Source organism: Paenibacillus sp. FSL R5-0527 (assembly GCF_038008055.1).
GTDB classification, from domain to species: Bacteria; Bacillota; Bacilli; order Paenibacillales; family Paenibacillaceae; genus Fontibacillus; species Fontibacillus macerans.
The window spans coordinates 6,961,095-6,982,454 of the sequence record NZ_JBBOYI010000001.1 but is presented as its reverse complement, the minus strand read 5'-3'; the positions used below and the strand labels follow the sequence as shown (position 1 = coordinate 6,982,454).

Annotated in this window: 8 protein-coding genes, 11 tRNA genes and 3 rRNA genes; 21 read left to right on the top strand and 1 reads right to left on the bottom strand. The window is 51.7% G+C overall.

From position 1 onward, the window contains the following. Positions 1-131: 131 nt before the first annotated feature. The 21 genes from NYE69_RS31545 to glmS all read left to right on the top strand — a co-directional run bounded on the left by NYE69_RS31545 (position 132) and on the right by glmS (position 17,543). Positions 132-1,685, top strand: a 16S ribosomal RNA gene (locus tag NYE69_RS31545). 305 nt (positions 1,686-1,990) lie between these two features. Continuing rightward, positions 1,991-4,921 (top strand): 23S ribosomal RNA (locus NYE69_RS31540). Positions 4,922-5,002: 81 nt separating this feature from the next. Then, positions 5,003-5,119 (top strand): 5S ribosomal RNA (gene rrf, locus NYE69_RS31535). The 16S, 23S and 5S rRNA genes sit together here with 11 tRNA genes alongside, the layout of an rRNA operon. Before the next feature lie 5 nt (positions 5,120-5,124). After that, a tRNA-Asn gene (locus NYE69_RS31530) sits at positions 5,125-5,200 on the top strand. A gap of 3 nt (positions 5,201-5,203) precedes the next feature. Further along, positions 5,204-5,276, top strand: a tRNA-Thr gene (locus tag NYE69_RS31525). Positions 5,277-5,286: 10 nt separating this feature from the next. Further along, positions 5,287-5,358: transfer RNA gene (locus NYE69_RS31520), tRNA-Glu, on the top strand. Positions 5,359-5,487: 129 nt separating this feature from the next. Next, positions 5,488-5,563 (top strand) — tRNA-Val (locus NYE69_RS31515). A gap of 7 nt (positions 5,564-5,570) precedes the next feature. Then, a tRNA-Gln gene (locus tag NYE69_RS31510) sits at positions 5,571-5,645 on the top strand. Between the two features lie 10 nt (positions 5,646-5,655). Further along, positions 5,656-5,731 (top strand) — tRNA-Lys (locus NYE69_RS31505). 34 nt (positions 5,732-5,765) lie between these two features. Further along, positions 5,766-5,849: transfer RNA gene (locus tag NYE69_RS31500), tRNA-Leu, on the top strand. Between the two features lie 6 nt (positions 5,850-5,855). Next, a tRNA-Gly gene (locus tag NYE69_RS31495) sits at positions 5,856-5,930 on the top strand. A gap of 6 nt (positions 5,931-5,936) precedes the next feature. Further along, positions 5,937-6,013: transfer RNA gene (locus NYE69_RS31490), tRNA-Arg, on the top strand. Positions 6,014-6,058: 45 nt separating this feature from the next. Continuing rightward, positions 6,059-6,135, top strand: a tRNA-Pro gene (locus NYE69_RS31485). A gap of 19 nt (positions 6,136-6,154) precedes the next feature. Next, a tRNA-Gly gene (locus NYE69_RS31480) sits at positions 6,155-6,228 on the top strand. A gap of 505 nt (positions 6,229-6,733) precedes the next feature. Continuing rightward, positions 6,734-9,529, top strand: a complete 2,796-nt coding sequence (ppc, locus tag NYE69_RS31475; protein ID WP_036619575.1) for a phosphoenolpyruvate carboxylase — start codon at positions 6,734-6,736, stop codon at positions 9,527-9,529. 163 nt (positions 9,530-9,692) lie between these two features. Continuing rightward, a complete protein-coding gene (sigW, locus tag NYE69_RS31470) occupies positions 9,693-10,265 on the top strand; it encodes an RNA polymerase sigma factor SigW (protein ID WP_227872993.1) in 573 nt (190 codons plus the stop codon). Between the two features lie 141 nt (positions 10,266-10,406). Continuing rightward, complete coding sequence (locus tag NYE69_RS31465) at positions 10,407-11,024, top strand: zf-HC2 domain-containing protein (RefSeq protein ID WP_036619579.1); 618 nt, start codon at positions 10,407-10,409, stop codon at positions 11,022-11,024. Positions 11,025-11,280: 256 nt separating this feature from the next. Further along, positions 11,281-12,111: a diadenylate cyclase CdaA gene (gene cdaA, locus NYE69_RS31460; RefSeq protein WP_155621536.1), complete on the top strand. Its 831-nt coding sequence runs from the start codon at positions 11,281-11,283 to the stop codon at positions 12,109-12,111. After that, positions 12,104-13,534, top strand: coding sequence for a CdaR family protein (locus NYE69_RS31455; RefSeq protein WP_340929983.1), 1,431 nt, complete (start codon positions 12,104-12,106; stop codon positions 13,532-13,534). Before cdaA ends, NYE69_RS31455 begins: the two co-directional genes overlap by 8 nt. A gap of 108 nt (positions 13,535-13,642) precedes the next feature. Next, positions 13,643-14,983, top strand: a complete 1,341-nt coding sequence (gene glmM / locus NYE69_RS31450; RefSeq protein ID WP_328271507.1) for a phosphoglucosamine mutase — start codon at positions 13,643-13,645, stop codon at positions 14,981-14,983. A 727-nt stretch (positions 14,984-15,710) separates the two neighbouring features. After that, positions 15,711-17,543, top strand: coding sequence for a glutamine--fructose-6-phosphate transaminase (isomerizing) (gene glmS / locus NYE69_RS31445; protein ID WP_340929982.1), 1,833 nt, complete (start codon positions 15,711-15,713; stop codon positions 17,541-17,543). Positions 17,544-18,566: 1,023 nt separating this feature from the next. Here the strand turns inward: glmS and NYE69_RS31440 are convergent. Continuing rightward, the gene (locus tag NYE69_RS31440; RefSeq protein ID WP_328271003.1) at positions 18,567-21,158 is read right to left on the bottom strand and encodes a glycosyl hydrolase; all 2,592 of its coding nucleotides are present in this window, start codon (positions 21,156-21,158) and stop codon (positions 18,567-18,569) included. Positions 21,159-21,360: the final 202 nt, after the last annotated feature.

The window sequence follows — 21,360 nt, the reverse complement described above, 5'->3', positions numbered from 1 at the left end:
ATAAAAGTCGCCGCTGAAACAACGGCGATGAACGAAAAGCGAAGTTGATCTTTGAAAACTGAACAACGAGTGAGTATAAATGAGAATTAAAATTCTCGTCAGTTTTTCTAAATGAGCAAGTCAAACAACCTTTATTGGAGAGTTTGATCCTGGCTCAGGACGAACGCTGGCGGCGTGCCTAATACATGCAAGTCGAGCGGACCTGAAGGAGTGCTTGCACTCCTGATGGTTAGCGGCGGACGGGTGAGTAACACGTAGGCAACCTGCCCGTAAGACCGGGATAACTACCGGAAACGGTAGCTAATACCGGATAATCAAGTCTCTCGCATGGGAGGCTTGGGAAAGGCGGAGCAATCTGTCACTTACGGATGGGCCTGCGGCGCATTAGCTAGTTGGTGGGGTAACGGCTCACCAAGGCGACGATGCGTAGCCGACCTGAGAGGGTGAACGGCCACACTGGGACTGAGACACGGCCCAGACTCCTACGGGAGGCAGCAGTAGGGAATCTTCCGCAATGGACGAAAGTCTGACGGAGCAACGCCGCGTGAGTGATGAAGGTTTTCGGATCGTAAAGCTCTGTTGCCAGGGAAGAACGTCTTCTGGAGTAACTGCCAGGAGAGTGACGGTACCTGAGAAGAAAGCCCCGGCTAACTACGTGCCAGCAGCCGCGGTAATACGTAGGGGGCAAGCGTTGTCCGGAATTATTGGGCGTAAAGCGCGCGCAGGCGGCTGTTTAAGTCTGGTGTTTAATCCTGGGGCTCAACCCCGGGTCGCACTGGAAACTGGACGGCTTGAGTGCAGAAGAGGAGAGTGGAATTCCACGTGTAGCGGTGAAATGCGTAGAGATGTGGAGGAACACCAGTGGCGAAGGCGACTCTCTGGGCTGTAACTGACGCTGAGGCGCGAAAGCGTGGGGAGCAAACAGGATTAGATACCCTGGTAGTCCACGCCGTAAACGATGAGTGCTAGGTGTTAGGGGTTTCGATACCCTTGGTGCCGAAGTAAACACATTAAGCACTCCGCCTGGGGAGTACGGCCGCAAGGCTGAAACTCAAAGGAATTGACGGGGACCCGCACAAGCAGTGGAGTATGTGGTTTAATTCGAAGCAACGCGAAGAACCTTACCAGGTCTTGACATCCCTCTGACCGCTGTAGAGATATGGCTTTCCTTCGGGACAGAGGAGACAGGTGGTGCATGGTTGTCGTCAGCTCGTGTCGTGAGATGTTGGGTTAAGTCCCGCAACGAGCGCAACCCTTGACTTTAGTTGCCAGCATGTAATGGTGGGCACTCTAGAGTGACTGCCGGTGACAAACCGGAGGAAGGTGGGGATGACGTCAAATCATCATGCCCCTTATGACCTGGGCTACACACGTACTACAATGGCCGGTACAACGGGAAGCGAAGGAGCGATCTGGAGCGAATCCTAGAAAAGCCGGTCTCAGTTCGGATTGCAGGCTGCAACTCGCCTGCATGAAGTCGGAATTGCTAGTAATCGCGGATCAGCATGCCGCGGTGAATACGTTCCCGGGTCTTGTACACACCGCCCGTCACACCACGAGAGTTTACAACACCCGAAGTCGGTGAGGTAACCGCAAGGGGCCAGCCGCCGAAGGTGGGGTAGATGATTGGGGTGAAGTCGTAACAAGGTAGCCGTATCGGAAGGTGCGGCTGGATCACCTCCTTTCTATGGAGAATCGCTTCCTGCGATGGAAGCATTCAAATAGCTAACTCGGGTTAGCGAACTTACTCACTCGTTGGTCAGTTTTGAGAGTTCAACTCTCAAGCTTATCTTCCCAACACTTGCCGGTTGAACGGTGAGGCAGGAGATGATAAGATATTCTTCCGCCGGTAAAATGGCGAAGAAACTTGATCCTTGAAAACTGGATAACGAAACGAAATTTGCGTTTTAGAACAATCCTTTTAGCTGAACTTGTGTCAAAACAAGTGAAGATATTAGTGGTTTGATGTTTTTCCTTCGGGAAAAATCATGGTTAAGCTACTAAGAGCACACGGAGGATGCCTAGGCGCTAGGAGCCGAAGAAGGACGTGGCGAACAACGAAACTGCCTCGGGGAGCTGTAAGCAAGCATCGATCCGGGGATGTCCGAATGGGGAAACCCGGCTGGGGTAATACCTAGTCACTCATCACTGAATCCATAGGTGGTGAAGAGGCATACCAGGGGAACTGAAACATCTAAGTACCCTGAGGAAGAGAAAACAATAGTGATTCCGTCAGTAGCGGCGAGCGAACGCGGATTAGCCTAAACCGAAGAGCTTGCTCTTCGGGGTTGTGGGACGTCTCACATGGAGTTACAAAGGCGGAGGTTAGACGAACAGGTCTGGAAAGGCCGGCCAGAGAAGGTAAAAGCCCTGTAATCGAAAGTCTCTGCCCTCCGAGACGGATCCCGAGTAGTGCGGGGCACGTGAAACCCCGTATGAATCTGCCAGGACCATCTGGTAAGGCTAAATACTCCCTAGCGACCGATAGTGAAGCAGTACCGTGAGGGAAAGGTGAAAAGCACCCCGGAAGGGGAGTGAAACAGAACCTGAAACCGTGTGCTTACAAGAAGTCAGAGCCCTCTATATGGGTGATGGCGTGCCTTTTGTAGAATGAACCGGCGAGTTACGTTTGCAAGCAAGGTTAAGGCGAGAAGCCGGAGCCGCAGCGAAAGCGAGTCTGAATAGGGCGAATTTAGTTTGTAGGCGTAGACCCGAAACCGTGTGATCTACCCCTGTCCAGGGTGAAGGTGCGGTAACACGCACTGGAGGCCCGAACCCACGTACGTTGAAAAGTGCGGGGATGAGGTGGGGGTAGCGGAGAAATTCCAATCGAACTCGGAGATAGCTGGTTCTCCCCGAAATAGCTTTAGGGCTAGCCTCGGTGTGACAGTCGTGGAGGTAGAGCACTGATTGGGTGCGGGGCCCGCAAGGGTTACCAAGCTCAGTCAAACTCCGAATGCCATAGACTGATTCACCGGGAGTCAGACAGTGAGTGCTAAGATCCATTGTCAAAAGGGAAACAGCCCAGACCATCAGCTAAGGTCCCCAAGTGTGTGTTAAGTGGGAAAGGATGTGGAGTTGCACAGACAACCAGGATGTTGGCTTAGAAGCAGCCACCATTTAAAGAGTGCGTAATAGCTCACTGGTCGAGTGACTCTGCGCCGAAAATGTAACGGGGCTAAACACACCACCGAAGCTATGGCTTGATCGTAAGATCAGGGGTAGGGGAGCGTTGTATGTAGGTTGAAGGTGTACCGTAAGGAGCGCTGGACTTCATACAAGTGAGAATGCCGGTATGAGTAACGAAAAGATCAGTGAGAATCTGATCCGCCGAAAGCCTAAGGGTTCCTGAGGAAGGTTCGTCCGCTCAGGGTAAGTCGGGACCTAAGGCGAGGCCGAAAGGCGTAGTCGAAGGACAACAGGCTCTAATTCCTGTACCACCATAATCCGCTACGAGCGATGGGGTGACGCAGGAGGGTAGTGACGCGGGGCGATGGAATGCCCCGTCCAAGCAGTGAGGCTGGTGTGTAGGCAAATCCGCACACCGTAAGGCTGGGCTGTGATGGGGAGGGAAAATTTACAGTACCGAAGGTCATGATCTCACACTGCCGAGAAAAGCCTCTAGCCAGGAGAAGGTGCCCGTACCGCAAACCGACACAGGTAGGCGAGAAGAGAATTCTAAGGCGCGCGGAAGAACTCTCGTTAAGGAACTCGGCAAAATGACCCCGTAACTTCGGGAGAAGGGGTGCCCCGGTAGAGTGAATAGCTCGAGGGGGCCGCAGTGAAAAGGCCCAAGCGACTGTTTAGCAAAAACACAGGTCTGTGCGAAGCCGCAAGGCGAAGTATACGGGCTGACGCCTGCCCGGTGCTGGAAGGTTAAGGGGAGCGGTTAGGGGTTAAACCCGAAGCTGTGAACCGAAGCCCCAGTAAACGGCGGCCGTAACTATAACGGTCCTAAGGTAGCGAAATTCCTTGTCAGGTAAATTCTGACCCGCACGAATGGCGTAACGACTTGGGCGCTGTCTCAACGAGAGATCCGGTGAAATTTTAATACCTGTGAAGATGCAGGTTACCCGCGACAAGACGGAAAGACCCCATGGAGCTTTACTGCAGCTTGATATTGGACTTTGATACGATTTGTACAGGATAGGTGGGAGCCTAGGAAGTGGGAGCGCAAGCTTCCATGGAGGCGACGTTGGGATACCACCCTGATCGTATCGGAGTTCTAACCCAGTACCGTAAGCCGGTACGGGGACCGTGTCAGGCGGGCAGTTTGACTGGGGCGGTCGCCTCCTAAAGAGTAACGGAGGCGCCCCAAGGTTCCCTCAGAATGGTTGGAAATCATTCGCAGAGTGCAAAGGCAAAAGGGAGCTTGACTGCGAGACTGACAAGTCGAGCAGGGACGAAAGTCGGGCTTAGTGATCCGGTGGTACCGCATGGAAGGGCCATCGCTCAACGGATAAAAGCTACCCTGGGGATAACAGGCTTATCTCCCCCAAGAGTCCACATCGACGGGGAGGTTTGGCACCTCGATGTCGGCTCATCGCATCCTGGGGCTGAAGTAGGTCCCAAGGGTTGGGCTGTTCGCCCATTAAAGCGGTACGCGAGCTGGGTTCAGAACGTCGTGAGACAGTTCGGTCCCTATCTGTCGTGGGCGCAGGAAATTTGAGAGGAGCTGTCCTTAGTACGAGAGGACCGGGATGGACGCACCGCTGGTGTACCAGTTGTTCCGCCAGGAGCACAGCTGGGTAGCTAAGTGCGGACGGGATAAGCGCTGAAAGCATCTAAGCGTGAAGCCCCCCTCAAGATGAGATTTCCCAATTAGTAAGACCCCTTGAAGACGACGAGGTTGATAGGCCTGAGGTGGAAGTGCAGCAATGCATGGAGCTGACAGGTACTAATCGGTCGAGGGCTTATCCAAACAAATACCCCGAAATGGAGTAGGGGAACTAAAACAGCAAATTTGTTTCGTATCCAGTTTTCAAGGATTAACCTTGAATCGTTTGGTGGCGATGGCGGAGGGGTTCCACGCGTACCCATCCCGAACACGACCGTTAAGCCCTCCAGCGCCGATGGTACTTGGACCGAAGGGTCCTGGGAGAGTAGGACGCCGCCAAGCAATGTTCCCTGATAGCTCAGTCGGTAGAGCACTCGACTGTTAATCGAGTTGTCACAGGTTCGAGTCCTGTTCGGGGAGCCATTTGCTCTCATAGCTCAGTAGGTAGAGTGCATCCATGGTAAGGATGAGGTCACCGGTTCGATCCCGGTTGAGAGCTTTTTACATAAGGCCCGTTGGTCAAGGGGTTAAGACACCTCCCTTTCACGGAGGTAACAGGGGTTCGAATCCCCTACGGGTCATTGCTTCCTTCATTACCTCAAAGTAGGGTGAGAAACCCTTATAGGGGTTCGACGGAGCATGAGCTTCGTTAGGAATACTTCGCAGTCTCTCGCGAAGCGAGAGTATCCCCTACGGGTCACCATACATACGGAGGCTTAGCTCAGCTGGGAGAGCATCTGCCTTACAAGCAGAGGGTCGGGGGTTCGATCCCCTCAGCCTTCACCATTGTTAATGGGGATTAGCCAAGCGGTAAGGCAACGGACTTTGACTCCGTCATGCATAGGTTCGAATCCTATATCCCCAGCCATTTTGGGTATGAGCCATTAGCTCAGTTGGTAGAGCACCTGACTTTTAATCAGGGTGTCGAAGGTTCGAGTCCTTCATGGCTCACCAGTTTCCTCAAGTTAACGAGGGAAATGATGATTACGCGCGTGTGGCGGAATTGGCAGACGCACTAGACTTAGGATCTAGCGTCTTTGACGTGGGGGTTCAAGTCCCTCCACGCGCACCAGATTATGCGGACGTGGCTCAGCGGTAGAGCATCGCCTTGCCAAGGCGAGGGTCGCGGGTTCGATTCCCGTCGTCCGCTCCATAATTTGCGCCCTTAGCTCAGCTGGATAGAGCGTTAGACTACGAATCTAAAGGTCAGGAGTTCGAATCTCTTAGGGCGCGCCATTTTAACAAAATAAATGTTTGGCATAAAGATTGGCCAACATATCTCGGGACGTAGCTCAGCTTGGTAGAGCACCTGGTTTGGGACCAGGGGGTCGCATGTTCGAATCGTGTCGTCCCGACCATTAAAGTTTTGGGTGTTATGCGGGTGTAGTTCAATGGTAGAACTCCAGCCTTCCAAGCTGGTAGCGTGGGTTCGATTCCCATCACCCGCTCCATATATAACAGCAACATCATCGGAAGATGATGTTTTTTGTTATAGATATCGGAATAATCATTTTGAAAGTTGGCCTCATGATAACTGTAGCTTATTGAACAAAAAATTTATTTATATTCTTGTATTTTATTGCTTTACCGTGTTAAGGTAAGTAATGGTTGCTTAAACGGGACGTCGCAACGCACTGTCTTGGTCCCCGGCTGCGGGTGGAAAGTTCTTCCTTTAGAGGATTGCGCTGTAGTGAGTGTATTAGCCCTATCATGCATAAATATGAAATGATTAATTTTTCATTTTAAACATGATTTATTTTAAATATAATGGTGCACATAATCTTGAGGCTGCTGTATCTTATTAGTGAATATGAATATTTACTCAATGTTAAGTTTGTAATCCAACCGTCTCACCGCGAAATCTTACAAATTAGGTGAAGATTTTCGGGGGAGATTATTGTATTATGTTAAGAAAGCTTTAGAAAAGACGGAATAGGGATGAAATGGGGGAGAAACATGACTGAACTAACGGTTACCGCAGGCACAAGCAACTCAAACAACCTGCTCCGGCGCGACATTCGTTTTTTGGGCAATATTCTAGGAGAGGTCCTGGTACATCAGGGCGGTAACGAGCTCTTGGATATTGTCGAGAAGATTCGTGAAGCCAGTAAATCGCTGCGGGCTGTATTTTTACCCGAATTGCATGATGAGTTTAAGGAAATGATCAATTCTCTTGAACCCGGAATTCGTCACCAAGTTATCCGTGCTTTTGCCATTTACTTTCAGCTCGTCAATATTGCCGAGCAGAATCATCGGATTCGCCGCAAGCGGGATTACGAACGTTCGGCCGGAGAAGCCGTTCAATCGGGAACGATCGAGGCCGCCATTAAAGGCCTGAAGGAACAGGGTTTCACTTATGTCGAAGTTAAGGAAATCATGGAGGGTATGTCCCTGGAGCTTGTGATGACGGCACACCCTACCGAAGCGATGCGGCGGGCGATCTTGGATATTCACAAACGGATTGCCGACGATGTCATGCAGCTCGATAATCCTACCCTTACGTTCCGCGAGCGTGAACAGCTTAGAGAGAAGCTGCTAAATGAAGTGATCACGCTTTGGCAAACCGATGAGCTGCGCGATCGTAAGCCCACGGTGCTCGATGAGGTCAGAAACGGGATGTACTATTTTCATGAGACGCTGTTTCATGTGCTTCCCGAAGTATATCAGGAACTGGAACGCAGCCTGACCAAATACTATCCGGAGCATTATTGGCACGTGCCCGCTTACCTGCGCTTTGGTTCGTGGATCGGCGGCGACCGGGACGGCAACCCGTCCGTTACCGCGGACGTGACCTGGCAAACGCTGCGGATGCAGCGGAAGCTGGCCGTGCGCGAGTATCAGCACATTTTGAGCGATTTGTTCAAGCATCTGAGCTTCTGCACCACGATCATCGACGTGACCGACGAGCTGATGGCCTCCATTCAACGCGACCGGCTTCAGGTAAAGCTGCAAAAAACGCAGCAATGGAACAACGAGAAGGAGCCCTATCGCATTAAACTGACTTACATGGTGGAGAAACTGCACAATCTGCTGGACGACGCGAAAAAGGACACTCCGGAGCGCTACGCCAACGTGAGCGAGTTTATCGAGGACTTGAAAATCATCGACCGCAGTCTGCGCCACCATTATGCGGACTATGTAGCCGATACGCATCTTAAAAAGCTGATCCGCCAGGTGGAGCTGTTCGGCTTCCACACGGCGACCCTGGACGTTCGCCAGCACAGCAAAGAGCACGAGAACGCCATGACGGAAATCTTGGCGAACATGAATATCGTGCCGAACTATTCCGAACTGGAGGAAGAGGAGAAGGTCAAGCTGTTGGAAAAACTGCTGAACGATCCTCGTCCGTTGACGTCGCCTTATCAGGATTACAGCGAAAGCACCAATGAATGCCTGGAAGTATACCGTGCGATATACCGTGCGCAACAAGAGTACGGAAAGCAATGTATTACCAGCTACCTGATCAGTATGACGGAAGCGGCCAGCGATATTCTCGAAGTTATGGTTTTTGCCAAAGAAGTCGGATTGTTCCATAAGGAAGCGGACGGCAGCGTAACCTGCACACTGCAATCCGTGCCGCTGTTTGAGACGATCGATGATCTGCATGCCGCGCCGGGCATCATGAATCAGTTGTTCACCATGCCGATCTATCGGCAATCGGTGGCGGCGATGAATGATCTGCAGGAAATTATGCTGGGATACTCCGACAGCAACAAGGACGGCGGCGTGGTCACGGCCAACTGGGAGCTGCGCGTCGCGATGAAGCAAATTACGGCGACGGCCAACCAATACGGAGTTAAGCTGAAGTTTTTCCACGGCCGCGGAGGCGCGCTTGGCCGCGGGGGCATGCCGCTGAACCGCAGCATTCTGGTACAGCCGCCGGAAACGATCGGAGGAGGCATCAAGATCACCGAGCAGGGTGAAGTGCTCTCGTCGCGTTATTCTTTGCGAGGCATCGCCTACCGCAGTCTGGAGCAGGCTACCTCCGCATTGATCGAGGCCAACAAGCTTGCCAAGCTGCGTCAGAAGTGCAACCCCGAGGAAGAGCGCTGGGAAGAAATCATGGCCGGCATCTCGGAGACTTCGCTGAGCAAATACCAGGATCTCGTGTTCCGCGAACCGAATTTCCTGAAGTTTTTCCGGGAATCTACGCCGCTTGTCGAGATCGGCGAACTGAATATCGGCTCGCGCCCGTCCAAACGCAAAAACAGCGACCGGTTTGAGGATCTCCGGGCGATTCCTTGGGTATTTGCCTGGACGCAAAGCCGCTATCTATTCCCGGCTTGGTATGCCGCCGGCACCGGACTGATGAATTTTTATCAGAACAAAGAAGAAAATCTGAAAATACTGCAGGAAATGTATCAGCACTTCTCGTTTTTCCGCTCCGTGATCGATACGCTGCAGTTCGCCTTGATTAAGGCGGACTTGGTAATCGCACAGGAATACGCCAATATGTGTTCCGATTCGGAAGCGAAGGAGCGGGTCTTTGGTCAGATCGAAGAAGAATTCCGGTTGACGCGGGAGATGGTCCTGAAGATCGCCGGCATCTCCGAAATTCTCGACAATGTCCCGGGGCTTCAGGAATCGATCCGCCTGCGGAATCCTTACGTTGATCCGCTGAGTTACCTACAGGTTCAACTGCTGGCCGAGCTGCGCTCGGTTCGCGAGCAAGGCGAGGATGACGCGCACCTGCTGCGCGAAGTTCTGCTTACCATTAACGGCATTGCCGCAGGGCTCCGGAATACGGGCTGATACGAACTTAAACGCTGCATTTCATCATATGCCGGTCCTTTGGTAAAAGGGCCGGCTTTTTGATTGGCTTCTATTGCATTTTGCTGGCAGTTGCATTAACATTTGAATGAAGTACAGGCAGGGAATAGATTTAAGCCCGTCCATGGATCTGGGGGAAAATACGGTGGTAGATCATTTCGACGCAAGGCTGGTGAAGCTGGCCCGGAAAGGGGATCAGGGAGCCTTTGCCGAACTCGTTGATTTATATAAGGATAAACTGTTTCATCTGGGCTACAGGATGTTGTCGAACCGGCACGAAGCGGAGGATGTCGTGCAGGAGACGTTTTTAAGGGTTCACAAAAACTGGAGCCGTTACGATGATAAACAGAAATTTTCGACATGGATATACCGCATTGCGACGAATCTTTGTATCGACCGGTTGCGCAAGCGGAAACCGAGTTACTATCTCGATGCCGAAATGAACGACCAGGAAGGTATGGACGGTTATACGCTGATTCCCGGTGACGACAAAACGCCGGAAACGGAATATCTGCTTTCGGAAACGCAGCGGACGATTCATCAAGCCATAGCGGGATTGCCGGCGAAATATAAGTCCGTCATTATTTTAAGATACCTGCAGGAAATGTCGCTCCAGGAAATCAGCGAAGTGCTGGACATGCCGGTAACGACGGTCAAGACGCGGGTTCACCGGGGACGCGAGTTTCTGCGAAAAAAGCTGGAGCACAAAGTGCTTTAAAACCGCGGTTAATTTTGCCGATATTTTTTTATGAAACGAAATTGTTTGCACTACGTAATGTAATGGTAGGACGAATAGGTTCCGGGGATCCGCCGGGATTTTCCGCATACGCATAGATTGATACTGAAAGGATTGGCTGATATGGAATGCAAGCAAGCCTCCTCATTAATGCATGATTATTTGGACGGCGAATTGAGCCGCGACGAAGCCCTAGCGTTGAAGCAACATATGCAAACCTGTCCGGTATGCCAGGAGCGGTTCAAAGAATTGGAGCAAACCGAAATGATGCTGTTTGCGACCATCAAGCACACGAGCCTTTCGGCGCCCGATGAGTTGGTCAACAGGATCATCAGCCAGATCCCGAATCAGCCGAAACAGCAGGCCTGGATCAAGTGGATCAAGCGGCACCCGGCTTTGACCGCGGCTGCCATGTTTCTGCTGGTGATGCTGTTCAGCGCCGTCTCTTTTTGGGATACCGATGATCAACTCGTAGTCAAAGGGACTAATCTCGATCAGGTGATCATCCATGGCGACACGGTGACGGTACCCGACAACTCAAAAATCGCCGGGAACTTGACGATAGAAAACGGCAAGGCCGAAATCTATGGTGAAGTTGAAGGCAATTTAACCGTCATTGACGGTACGTTTTATCAGGCTTCTACCGCGCATATTTCCGGTCAGGTCAAAGAAATCGATCGGGCACTGGATTGGATCTGGTATAGGATTACCAATACGTTCACGGAAGTCGCCTATAGGTAAACGTTTGGCTGGATGCAAATTTTTGGCGCCTCCCCTCGGGAAAACGGCGCTTTTTTTATTTTCGCTCAATCAGGAAAATAATGTAATTCATTACGAAAAGCGCCTATTTTTTCCCGGACGCTTGCATCTCACATGTGAACGTTATAACCTAGTAGTTAGGGGAAACTTATAGAGACAAGCATCCAATGCTGTAAATAATCGTTTCCTTATCAGCGGGCGAAGGATGCCCGTCAGGAACAGTCCCGGGGGTTGCATCATGAGTTATTTTTCGAATATGACTTGGCAGGACACCATCAAGGATGTCATCGATATCCTCATCGTTACCTACATCATTTACCAACTGATCTTGCTTGTGCGGGGAACGCGGGCCGTTCAACTGCTCAAGGGGATTCTCGTTCTGGTGGTTATTTGGGCGGTAAGCACGTGGTTTGATTTATATACGCTGAAATGGCTCATGAACCAAATGTTTACGTTCGGCGTGCTGGCGATCTTCATTATTTTCCAGCCGGAATTAAGGCGCGCGCTGGAGCAGCTCGGTAGAGGCAAGCTATTTGGCCGCAGTTCGGCCGATGAGGAACAATTCGGTAAAGAAATCGGCGAGATTATTAAAGCCGTTAATTATTTATCACGTAGAAAAATCGGGGCGTTGATCGTCTTTGAACGGGATACGGGGCTCAATGAATATACCGAATCCGGGATTCCGATGCAATCGCTCATCTCTTCGCAGCTGCTGATCAATATTTTTATCCCGAATACGCCGCTGCATGATGGAGCGGTCATTATTCAGGGTCATAAAATATCGGCCGCGGCCTGCTATTTGCCGTTGTCGGAAAACCCGTTCATCAGCAAAGAACTGGGCACCCGGCACCGTGCGGCGATCGGGATCAGCGAAGTCGGCGATGCCGTTTCGATCGTCGTGTCCGAAGAGACCGGTCAAATTTCCCTGGCGATCAACGGCCAAGTCGTGCGCGATATAAATGAGGAGTCGTTGATTTCCAAGCTTTACGAAGAGCTTGGGCCGGATTCAAGCGCCAACGAAAAGCGCAGACCTTTCCGTAGAAGGAAGGAGGCCGGCAAAAATGGATAAGTGGCTGACCCACAACAACTTTGCTAAGGTTTTGGCCCTGGTCGTCAGCATTATTTTATGGGCGATGGTTCATTTGGACAGCGGAACGCCCGTCGATTCGACGACGCTGGTGCAGCCTAAAATCATCGATAACGTGAATATAGAAGTTACCGGATTGAACGATGAGAAGTATGTGTTGTATGACCTCGAACCGACTAAGGTGCGTATGGAGGTTAAAGGAAAACGCATTGATTTAACGACGAGTTTTTCCGATTATAAAGTGAAATTGAATTTGAAAAACGTGGGTCCGGGGACGTTTACGCTTCCTTTGACCTATGAGCTTCCTCCCGGCGTGCAGCTGGTGTCGATTGACCCTTCGATCGTGAAGGTCACGGTTGAAGCGAAAGAAACCAAGACGGTTCCCGTGAGCATCGTGACGAAAGGGCAGCCTGCGAACGGGCTGCTTCTGGGCAGTCCGATCGTAGCCGGAAGCGGCACCGTTGATGTCACGCTGCCGGCCAGCGAAATCGGCGAGCTTAGCAAGGTGCAGGGAACCGTGGACGTAACGGGGCTCAAGGATTCGGTCAAAGGCAAAAGCGTAAAGCTTACGGCATATGATAAGCAGGGGAAAGCGATGGAAAGCGCGGAGATCTCTCCAAGCTCCGTCGAGGTCGACGTTCCTATCTCCAAAATGTATAAAACCGTGCCGATCGAACTGCGGTACATAGGGCAGCTTCCGGCCGGTTACGTGCTTGCGGGCGCGGAACCCGACGTGGAGGGCGTCGCCTTATATGGGACGAAGGAAGCGCTCGCGGGCATAAGTTCCTATCCGATCACCGTCGATTTAGGGCGCTTTGACGGCTCGAATGCGACCAAATACTCGGTGGACTTGACGCCGCCGGAAGGTTTTGAGAAAATCGAGCCGAGCTCCGTCACGGTGACACTAAATGTGAAGCCTGCCGAGCAGAAGCAGGTGGAAGGCATACCGATCACCTTGGAAAACGTGAGTTCGCTGTACAATGCAAAAGTCATCCGGCCGGCTGACCGGCTTGTTTCGCTCACGCTATTAGGTGCGGACGACGTGCTCGCCAAGCTTGCGGCGGCCGATATTCAAGCTGCGGCGGACTTGTCCGATCTAGGCCCGGGCCTCCACACGGTTTCGCTAAACGTGAAGCTCCCGGCCTATGTGGAGCTGGCGGATGCAAGCAAGGGCTTGACGATTGACGTAGAGCTGACGGAGAAAGATATGCCGGCCGCCACCGAACCGGAAGAGGATACGGGGAAGCAGGAAAATCAGACTGACCCGGGAACTTCCGGAAATGGGGGGAACCCGGGGAATCAGCAGAGCGAAAACAATGCCGAGAGACCTGCGGGCAATGATTCTTCGGCCAATCAGGGGGACGATGCCGGAGCGGCCAACAATGGGGCTGCCGGCGGAGCGTGAGCTTTCAAGCCGGCTAACTGAAATCAGGGACGGAAAACGGCATATTTGCCGGATCGGGCAACAGGGGAGAACGGCTGAAGTGCTTGAAATTGTTGAAGGAGTGAAACTATGGGGAAATATTTTGGTACAGATGGTGTAAGAGGCATTGCCAATAAAGAGCTGACGGCGGAACTGGCGTTTCAGATCGGCCGCTGCGGCGGATATGTGCTTGCGGGCCAAGCTCCAAAGCCTAAAGTTGTCATTGGGATGGATACGCGTATTTCCGGCGTTATGCTGGAATCCGCGCTTGTGGCTGGGCTGCTATCGATCGGGGCGGATGTCGTCCGCCTTGGCGTCGTAACGACACCGGCGGTCGCTTATTTGACGCGGCTGCTGAAAGCCGATGCGGGCGTGATGATCTCCGCGTCGCACAATCCGGTTGAGGATAACGGGATCAAGTTTTTCGGAAGCGATGGCTTCAAGCTGTCGGACGAAACGGAGCTGCAGATCGAAGAACTGCTGGATAAATCTGTCGACGAACTGTCGCGTCCGATCGGCGGCGGATTGGGCAACGTAACGGTAGACTACGAATCCAAGCTGAAATATTTGGACCATCTCAAGACGACGATTACTTCTTCGTTCCAAGGTCTCAAAGTAGTGCTTGATTGCGCCAACGGTGCGGCTTATGAGCTGGCGCCAAGGCTGTTTAGCGAACTGGGCGCCGAAGTGCACGCTATTGCGGCCGAGCCGAACGGGCTGAACATCAACGATCACTGCGGATCGACCCATCCGGAGCGGCTGAAGGAAGAAGTCGTGCGCCTGGGAGCCCATCTGGGCCTGGCGTTTGACGGAGATGCGGACCGCCTGATCGCCATCGACGAGCATGGGCAAGAGGTCGACGGAGACTATATCCTCTGCATTTGCGGAGACGCCATGAACAAGGCGGGCAAGCTGAAGGACAGCACGGTCGTGTCGACAGTCATGAGCAACTTCGGGTTTTATAAAGCCGCGAAGAAGCTGCAGTTGAACACCCAGCAGACGGCGGTGGGCGACCGTTACGTAATGGCGGAAATGCTGCGCGGCGGCTATAATCTCGGCGGGGAGCAATCCGGGCATGTGATTTTCCTGGACTACAATACGACCGGCGACGGGATACTCACGGCGATTCAACTGGTCGACACGATGCTGAAGTCCGGCAAGCCGTTAAGCGAGCTGAAAAAGGTGATGAAGCAGTATCCGCAGGTGCTCGTCAACGTTCGCGTGCAGGATAAGAGCAAATTTGCCGGAAACACGGCGATTGCCGAAGCGGTCGCCACCGTGGAGAAAGAGCTTGGCGATAACGGCCGGGTGCTCGTTCGCCCTTCCGGAACGGAATCGCTTATTCGCGTCATGGCTGAGGGACCGGAGAAAACCGAGCTTGAGAAGCTGGTGTCGCAGATAGTCAACGTGGTTGAGAAGCAACTGGTATAATAGCCGTTATTCATGGACTACTAAAAGAATTAATTCTAAAAATATGAGCCGCCGGAACGAGGAGAAGATCCCGTTTCGGCGATTTTTTGCTGGGAAAAAGGAAACAGGGGCGGAAAAAAACAATCAGGACAAGATGATCATTGCCAAATGACGTAAAGGTGCATATAATTAAGCATATTCGGAGAAAGAAAGTGAGGGTAGTGAGGTTTACAAAAACAGTTAAGCGCCAGAGCTTCATTTCGCGCGAATGTGTCCGAGTCTGAGAGTGGAAGGCATGTTGATATCTCGGCGGGGTTGGCCAGGGTCTGTGACGGCCTGACAGGCAGCCATGCCGGTGAGCCTTAAGCGGTTCGGATGGGGACGTATTCGGCAAAGGGAAGCTGACGAGGTGGAGGTGTTCGGAATGTTCGGCGGGGGCCTCCCGGTGCTGCATCGCACCGTAACCGCATTGGCAAAAGGAATGGGCGACCGTTCCCACAAACCTTGCGGGCAGATGGAAATCACATTCATAGTTAATCATGAGTGTACGTAAGCGAAAGACGCGGCAGACCGCGGTGAACGGAGCACATGGACATTCATGAAAATTTTTTGGCGAAAGCCGCGGATTTTTACGTATTTTCTGAAAATTGAATAGTTCTGTCTCGATGATTCCCGCGCGAAGGGTCTTCCGCTTCTTTTCTTACGCCCAAAAACCATCTTGTAAGAATGAAACGGAGGATTATATATCATGTGTGGTATTGTTGGATACATTGGGAAAAGAGATACGCAGTCGGTGTTGATCGAGGGTCTGAGAAAGCTCGAGTACCGGGGATATGATTCGGCAGGCATCGCCGTATTTACTTCGGACGGGCTGAAAATCGCGAAATCGCTGGGCCGCCTGGCCAATCTGGAATCGAAGCTGGAGAACGCTCCGCTGCAAGGATCTGCGGGGATCGGCCATACGCGCTGGGCTACCCACGGCAAGCCGTCTGACGTCAATTCTCATCCGCATACCGACCATACCCAGAAGTTTTCCGTCGTGCACAACGGCATTGTCGAAAACTATCTGGAATTGAAGGAAGAGCTGATCGGGCAAGGCTACGTCTTTGTCTCCGAGACGGATACGGAAGTGATTTCGCACCTGATCGCTCGCGAATACCAGGGCGACATCGTTAAAGCGGTCCAGAAAGCGATCAGCTATATGCGTGGCGCTTATGCGCTTGGGGTGCTGACGGAATACGAACCGGAAAAGCTGGTCGCCGTGCGTCAAGCCAGTCCGCTGATTATCGGGATCGGGGAAGGCGAGAACTTCATCGGCTCCGATATTCCGGCGCTGCTCAACTATACGCGCAACGTGTATATCTTGAATGACGGCGAGATGGCGGTATTGACTCAGGATTCTGTCGAATTGATGACGATTGAGGGGAATTTTATTTCTCGGGAAATGATTCGTGTCGATTGGGACGCGGTAACCGCGGAAAAAGGCGGTTTCGATCATTTCATGCTGAAGGAAATCCACGAGCAGCCGAAGGCTTACCGCGACACGATGCTGGGTCGGATCGACGAAAGCGGCCGCAAAGTGGTGCTTCCGGGGCTGAAGCTGAGCGAGGACAAAATCCGCAGCCTCAAGAGCGTTCATGTCATCGCCTGCGGTACGGCTTATAATGCTGGTCTTGTCGGCGGGACGGCGATCGAGCAGCTTGTGCGCATTCCGGTAATGAACGACGTCGCTTCGGAATACCGCTACCGTTCGCCGCTGATTACGCCGGACACGCTCGTGATCGTCGTCAGCCAATCCGGCGAAACCGCGGATACGCTGGCCGCGCTGCGCGAAGCGCAGGCGAACGGCGCGCATGTCCTGGCGATCACCAACGTGGTCGGCAGCTCGATCGCCCGCGATGCGGACGACGTCATCGCGACGCTGGCTGGACCGGAAATCGCCGTCGCTTCGACGAAGGCGTACACGTCCCAGTTGATCGCGTTCTACCTGCTTGGCCTGTACATGGCTCAGGTGCGCGGCACGCAGAGCGAAGACGAGGTCGCTCATATCATCGCCGCCATGCAGTCGCTGCCGGAGCAAGTGGAAAGCATGCTGGCTCAAGCGGACACGGTCAAGGCGTATGCCGAGCAAATCGCCGGCCATGAGCATCTGTTCTTCATCGGCCGTGGCCTGGATTACTCGGTGGTGCAGGAAGGCTCGCTGAAGCTGAAAGAGATTTCCTACATCCACTCCGAGGCGTATGCCGCCGGTGAACTCAAGCACGGCACGCTGGCTTTGATCGAGGAAGGCGTTCCGGTGATCGCGTTGGCGACTCAAGACACCGTACTGGAGAAAACCGTCAGCAACATTAAGGAAGTTAAGGCCCGCGGCGCTGACGTCATGGCCATTACGCACGAGGAGCATGTTCCCGACTTGCTGAAATCGGTCGACCAAGCGCTGGCCATTCCGCAGACGCTGCCGCTGCTCACGCCGGCCCTGTCCGTCGTGCCGCTGCAACTGCTCGCTTACTACGCTGCGCTGGCTCGCGGCAACGATGTCGACAAGCCAAGAAACCTGGCGAAGAGTGTGACGGTGGAGTAAGGGACGGGAATAAAGAAGCCCGGTGTCACGATGTAAAAAAGTTTGTCCTGATGAAATAAACATCGTCCTGATGTAAATAGGATTGTCCGAGGATCGGGGAATGCTGGAGCCAAATTTCCAGTTAATCTCCGATCCTTTTTTCATTTCAAGTAGGGGCGGCAGGTGAAGGGGCCAACATATTTACGCTCTTCTTGGTTTAATTCAACTTCCCATCTTTTTTTCATTGCCTGTTCCTCATATCCCTTTTATTGGATATATCGGCTCGCTGCATAAATACCATTAATCTCTTTCGTTACGGAGTACTAGTATAGAGTTCCAGTTAATAGAGTTTTGTAAAATTAGTTCTCTTATACAATTTATAACATCATAGGTGAAAAGGGTTTAACGATACCGGGGTTTTGAAAGCGTCCGGGATATATTCATAAGACATCAATGAGGTGCTTACAAAAAAGATGGGAAGTGTGAATGTATTGACAATGGCTAAAAAGGAATTTTCCGTTTTGAAAATCATACTAAGCGCATAGGAGAGGCTTGCTACAAAAAAACGCACAGGAAAATTAAACAAATGATAAGTAGGCACTCGAGCATTCCCGTTGCTGTTTTGGCCGGTAACCGATCATGGCAAGAAATATCGGCAGATCAACATCCGCTGTCCGGACGCTTTGCACGATTATCCCGTTTGATCCGGAAGCAGAGAGGAAGATAAATTCAGGAGAAGAAAATAGGTTTGGGAGAAGCAGACATGTTCGAGATCGTTAGACAGGTTTGTGAGAAGGCGGTTTAGGAGAAGTGAAGCAGACCTAACGGGAGGAATGGGGCAAGACATCGGGAAAAATGAAAGGACCATTAGCCCTCACCTCTACCCCCTGAACAAAAGGAATAATCATGCAAAGCAGAAGCAGGGATACCAAGACACGAACGCTATTGATAGCCACCTCAGTGCCCAGACATATAGGTCTTGCCTAACACAACAAAAAGGGTTGGAGCAGGGGACAACCCCGATCCAACCCTTTTGTTATCTCCTTACGGCTCGATCCCCCATACAAGCTGATCGTTGATATACCCGGTAACCTGTTCATTGCTTACGAACTGATTGCTGGATGCCTTAAACGAGTAATCGTCAGCCTGGTTGTAATTGGACCAGTCGGTTTTGGAGAAGCGTGCTTGAATTTCTGCGCTCTGGCCGGGGTTAAGCGTTCCAGCCGAACTTGTAAAGCCGATTTCCAGAGCATAGTCGGCTCCGGCGACCGGAGCCGCCAGTTTAACGAATTTGCCGGTTACATTGGCACTCCCGATACTGGACCAGTCGCACCAGAAATTTTGTGCTTTTTCCCCGTCAATCGTATAGTAATACCGGAGTGTTACCTCGCTTAACTGAATCGCCGAATCCCCGTTGTTGACTAATTTGAATTTTGGTGAAATTCCGTTGGTGGAGGCACTCGTGTTGCCGTTAAAAGCTTGGATCGTCAAGTCTCCCGCGGGTACAGGAGCACTGCTGTCCACTACATTTACCGTAAGAACCGCGTCATTTCCTCCGCTGAAATGAAAGGTTATTGCATGCTGGCCCAGCGGCAGCGTGGAAAGATAGGATTGGTTCAGAACGACAGCAGTGTTTGATTCCGTATAATCCTGGCCCGATGTAAGAGCATAATTTCCATTCGTTATGTTAGTAAGCTGGTGTCCATTTAAAGTTAGGGATACGGAAATATCCTGCCCCAGATTCTCCGCTTTATCATATGTCGCATCCACGGGCGTAATCGCAGCGCTTGGTGTTGAATCAACAATTTTGACTTTTAATACGGGATCTTTTCCTTGATTAAAATCAAAGACGATCGAATGCTCGCCAACCGGCAGCCCAGCCAGGAATTCTTTTTTCAGCAGCAGCGTATTTCCGCTCAAGGTATAGTCCTGATTCTCGGTCAATGCATTGGCGCCTGCCCGAAGGGCGGTTAACGTATTGCCGTTAAAATTCACGGTGATGGCTATGTCGCTTTGACTCGGCGCGTATTTGTCGAATTCAACCTTTGCAGGTGTGATGGATGCGCTGGGGGCTCCATTGCCGGCCTTTAAATCGGGCAGTTCATCCAAGGTAATTACATAATCACTTTGATAAAGTGTTTTCAGGGTCTCCGGATAATTAAAGGCGGTACTCATGAGATGCTCGCCATACCAGGGGCAGAAGTAGAGCCAACCCGCTTTTTCCTCCGTCAGATTCTGTACGCTTGGAACGGTGTCGTTCTCCGTCATGGCCACCATTTTCGTGCCGCCGGTTAAGTCAACAAGCTGATAGAAAATCGAAGTAATGGCATCTTCAATGGGGACGCCGGACAAACCGTCATGGCGGTTGTAGATCGTATTGTATTTATCGTAGCCGACAATATCCACCTTGTCGTCGCCGGGATACCATGCGGGAGAAGTGTTATACACGTAGCTGTTGTAGGTCCAGATCAAATTGTGCAGGCCGTACTTTTCCGTAAGTTCGGTATAGAGCTGATCCCAGAGCTGCTTGTACACCTCCGCGCCTGCCGAAGCCCACCAGAACCACGCGCCTTCCCCATTCAATCCGCCGTTGCCTTCCGCCTCATGATAAGGACGGAAAATAACCGGCACATTGTTTTCTTGCAGAATCAGCAGCTGTTCGGCTAAATCCTCAATCGTCATCATCACGTATTGATATTCTTTCGTACCGGGAACCACCGCATTGGCTGTATTAAAGTTGGTTTCCGTCGGCTTGTAGGTGGCGTTCTTCCAATCCACAAACTCCCCGAGCTGATAAGTGTTGAAATCTCGGGGCACATTGATATGCCAGCTCGCTGTCGCGATCCCGCCCCGGTTATTCACCCAATCGATCATCCGCTCGGTTGTGCCGTCTTCCCAACCGTAGAGCGGATTATAGTTCATAAGATCGAAGCCGCGGATGGCCGGATACTTTCCGGTTAAATTGTAGATCCATTCAAACTCCAGCTCAGAATTGCCGTTATTCCCGCCTCCGTAGATCTCCTGCTGGCCGGAGATAATATGGTTGCCGTAAACCTCCGTTAAATAATTCATCAAAGTCTGCGTTTCCGGCGTGGCTAGAGGATCGGTAAGAACGGGCTGCACATCCAAGGGATCAAGGTCGGCGTAATCCACGGTGAAGGTGTCAAAATAAGCGAACCCCCAACCGGCCTTCAGTTGAATGGTGTTGCTTCCTTGCTTCAGCTTATGAAAGCCAAAATCAAAATTCGACCACTCGGTTGTGTAGGGCAGCATATATGAGCCTTTGGTAACGCCGTTAACCGTTAAGTATTGAAGCCGGCCATCTGGACTGAGCTCTTGCATATACCGGGTGGAGATTGCATACATGCCGGTTTCCGGGACGATTACTGTGAAGGTGATTGTACCGGAATTCTGCATCCAGACAAACCCGCTCCCCGAGAATCCGGGCTTAGGTTGTCCGTAAATTTCAGTCGCCACTTGAAGATCGGAGGTAAGCTGAGCATCCTCGCCTTCAATGGTGAAAAGCGGACTCGGACTGTCTGCATGAACGGGCGCTGTCATCAATCCAGGCAGCAGAGTAAATACCAGAGTAAATGCCAGCATGATTGCGCTTACTTTTTTCAGCAAATTTTTCATTATCATCATTCCTTTCCATGTAAAATATGAAAAATAATCGCAAAATCTATCAACTCATGGCGGCGATTTATAGTAAATATAGCACATGTACCAAATTATGTAAATATATGAAAATTGAAATATTTCTGCATCTTGAACAAAGTAAAAAAACGCATTGTCGCAGACAATGCGTTTCAAATTTATCATCAATCTTTCATTTCCG

Bases quoted from the DNA above. Each gene is read 5' to 3' on its own strand.
- ppc (WP_036619575.1), top strand. From the start codon at position 6,734: ATGACTGAACTAACGGTTACCGCAGGCACAAGCAACTCAAACAACCTG.
- NYE69_RS31465 (WP_036619579.1), top strand. From the start codon at position 10,407: ATGGAATGCAAGCAAGCCTCCTCATTAATGCATGATTATTTGGACGGC.
- glmS (WP_340929982.1), top strand. From the start codon at position 15,711: ATGTGTGGTATTGTTGGATACATTGGGAAAAGAGATACGCAGTCGGTG.
- glmM (WP_328271507.1), top strand. From the start codon at position 13,643: ATGGGGAAATATTTTGGTACAGATGGTGTAAGAGGCATTGCCAATAAA.
- cdaA (WP_155621536.1), top strand. From the start codon at position 11,281: ATGAGTTATTTTTCGAATATGACTTGGCAGGACACCATCAAGGATGTC.
- NYE69_RS31440 (WP_328271003.1), bottom strand. From the start codon at position 21,158: ATGAAAAATTTGCTGAAAAAAGTAAGCGCAATCATGCTGGCATTTACT.
- NYE69_RS31455 (WP_340929983.1), top strand. From the start codon at position 12,104: ATGGATAAGTGGCTGACCCACAACAACTTTGCTAAGGTTTTGGCCCTG.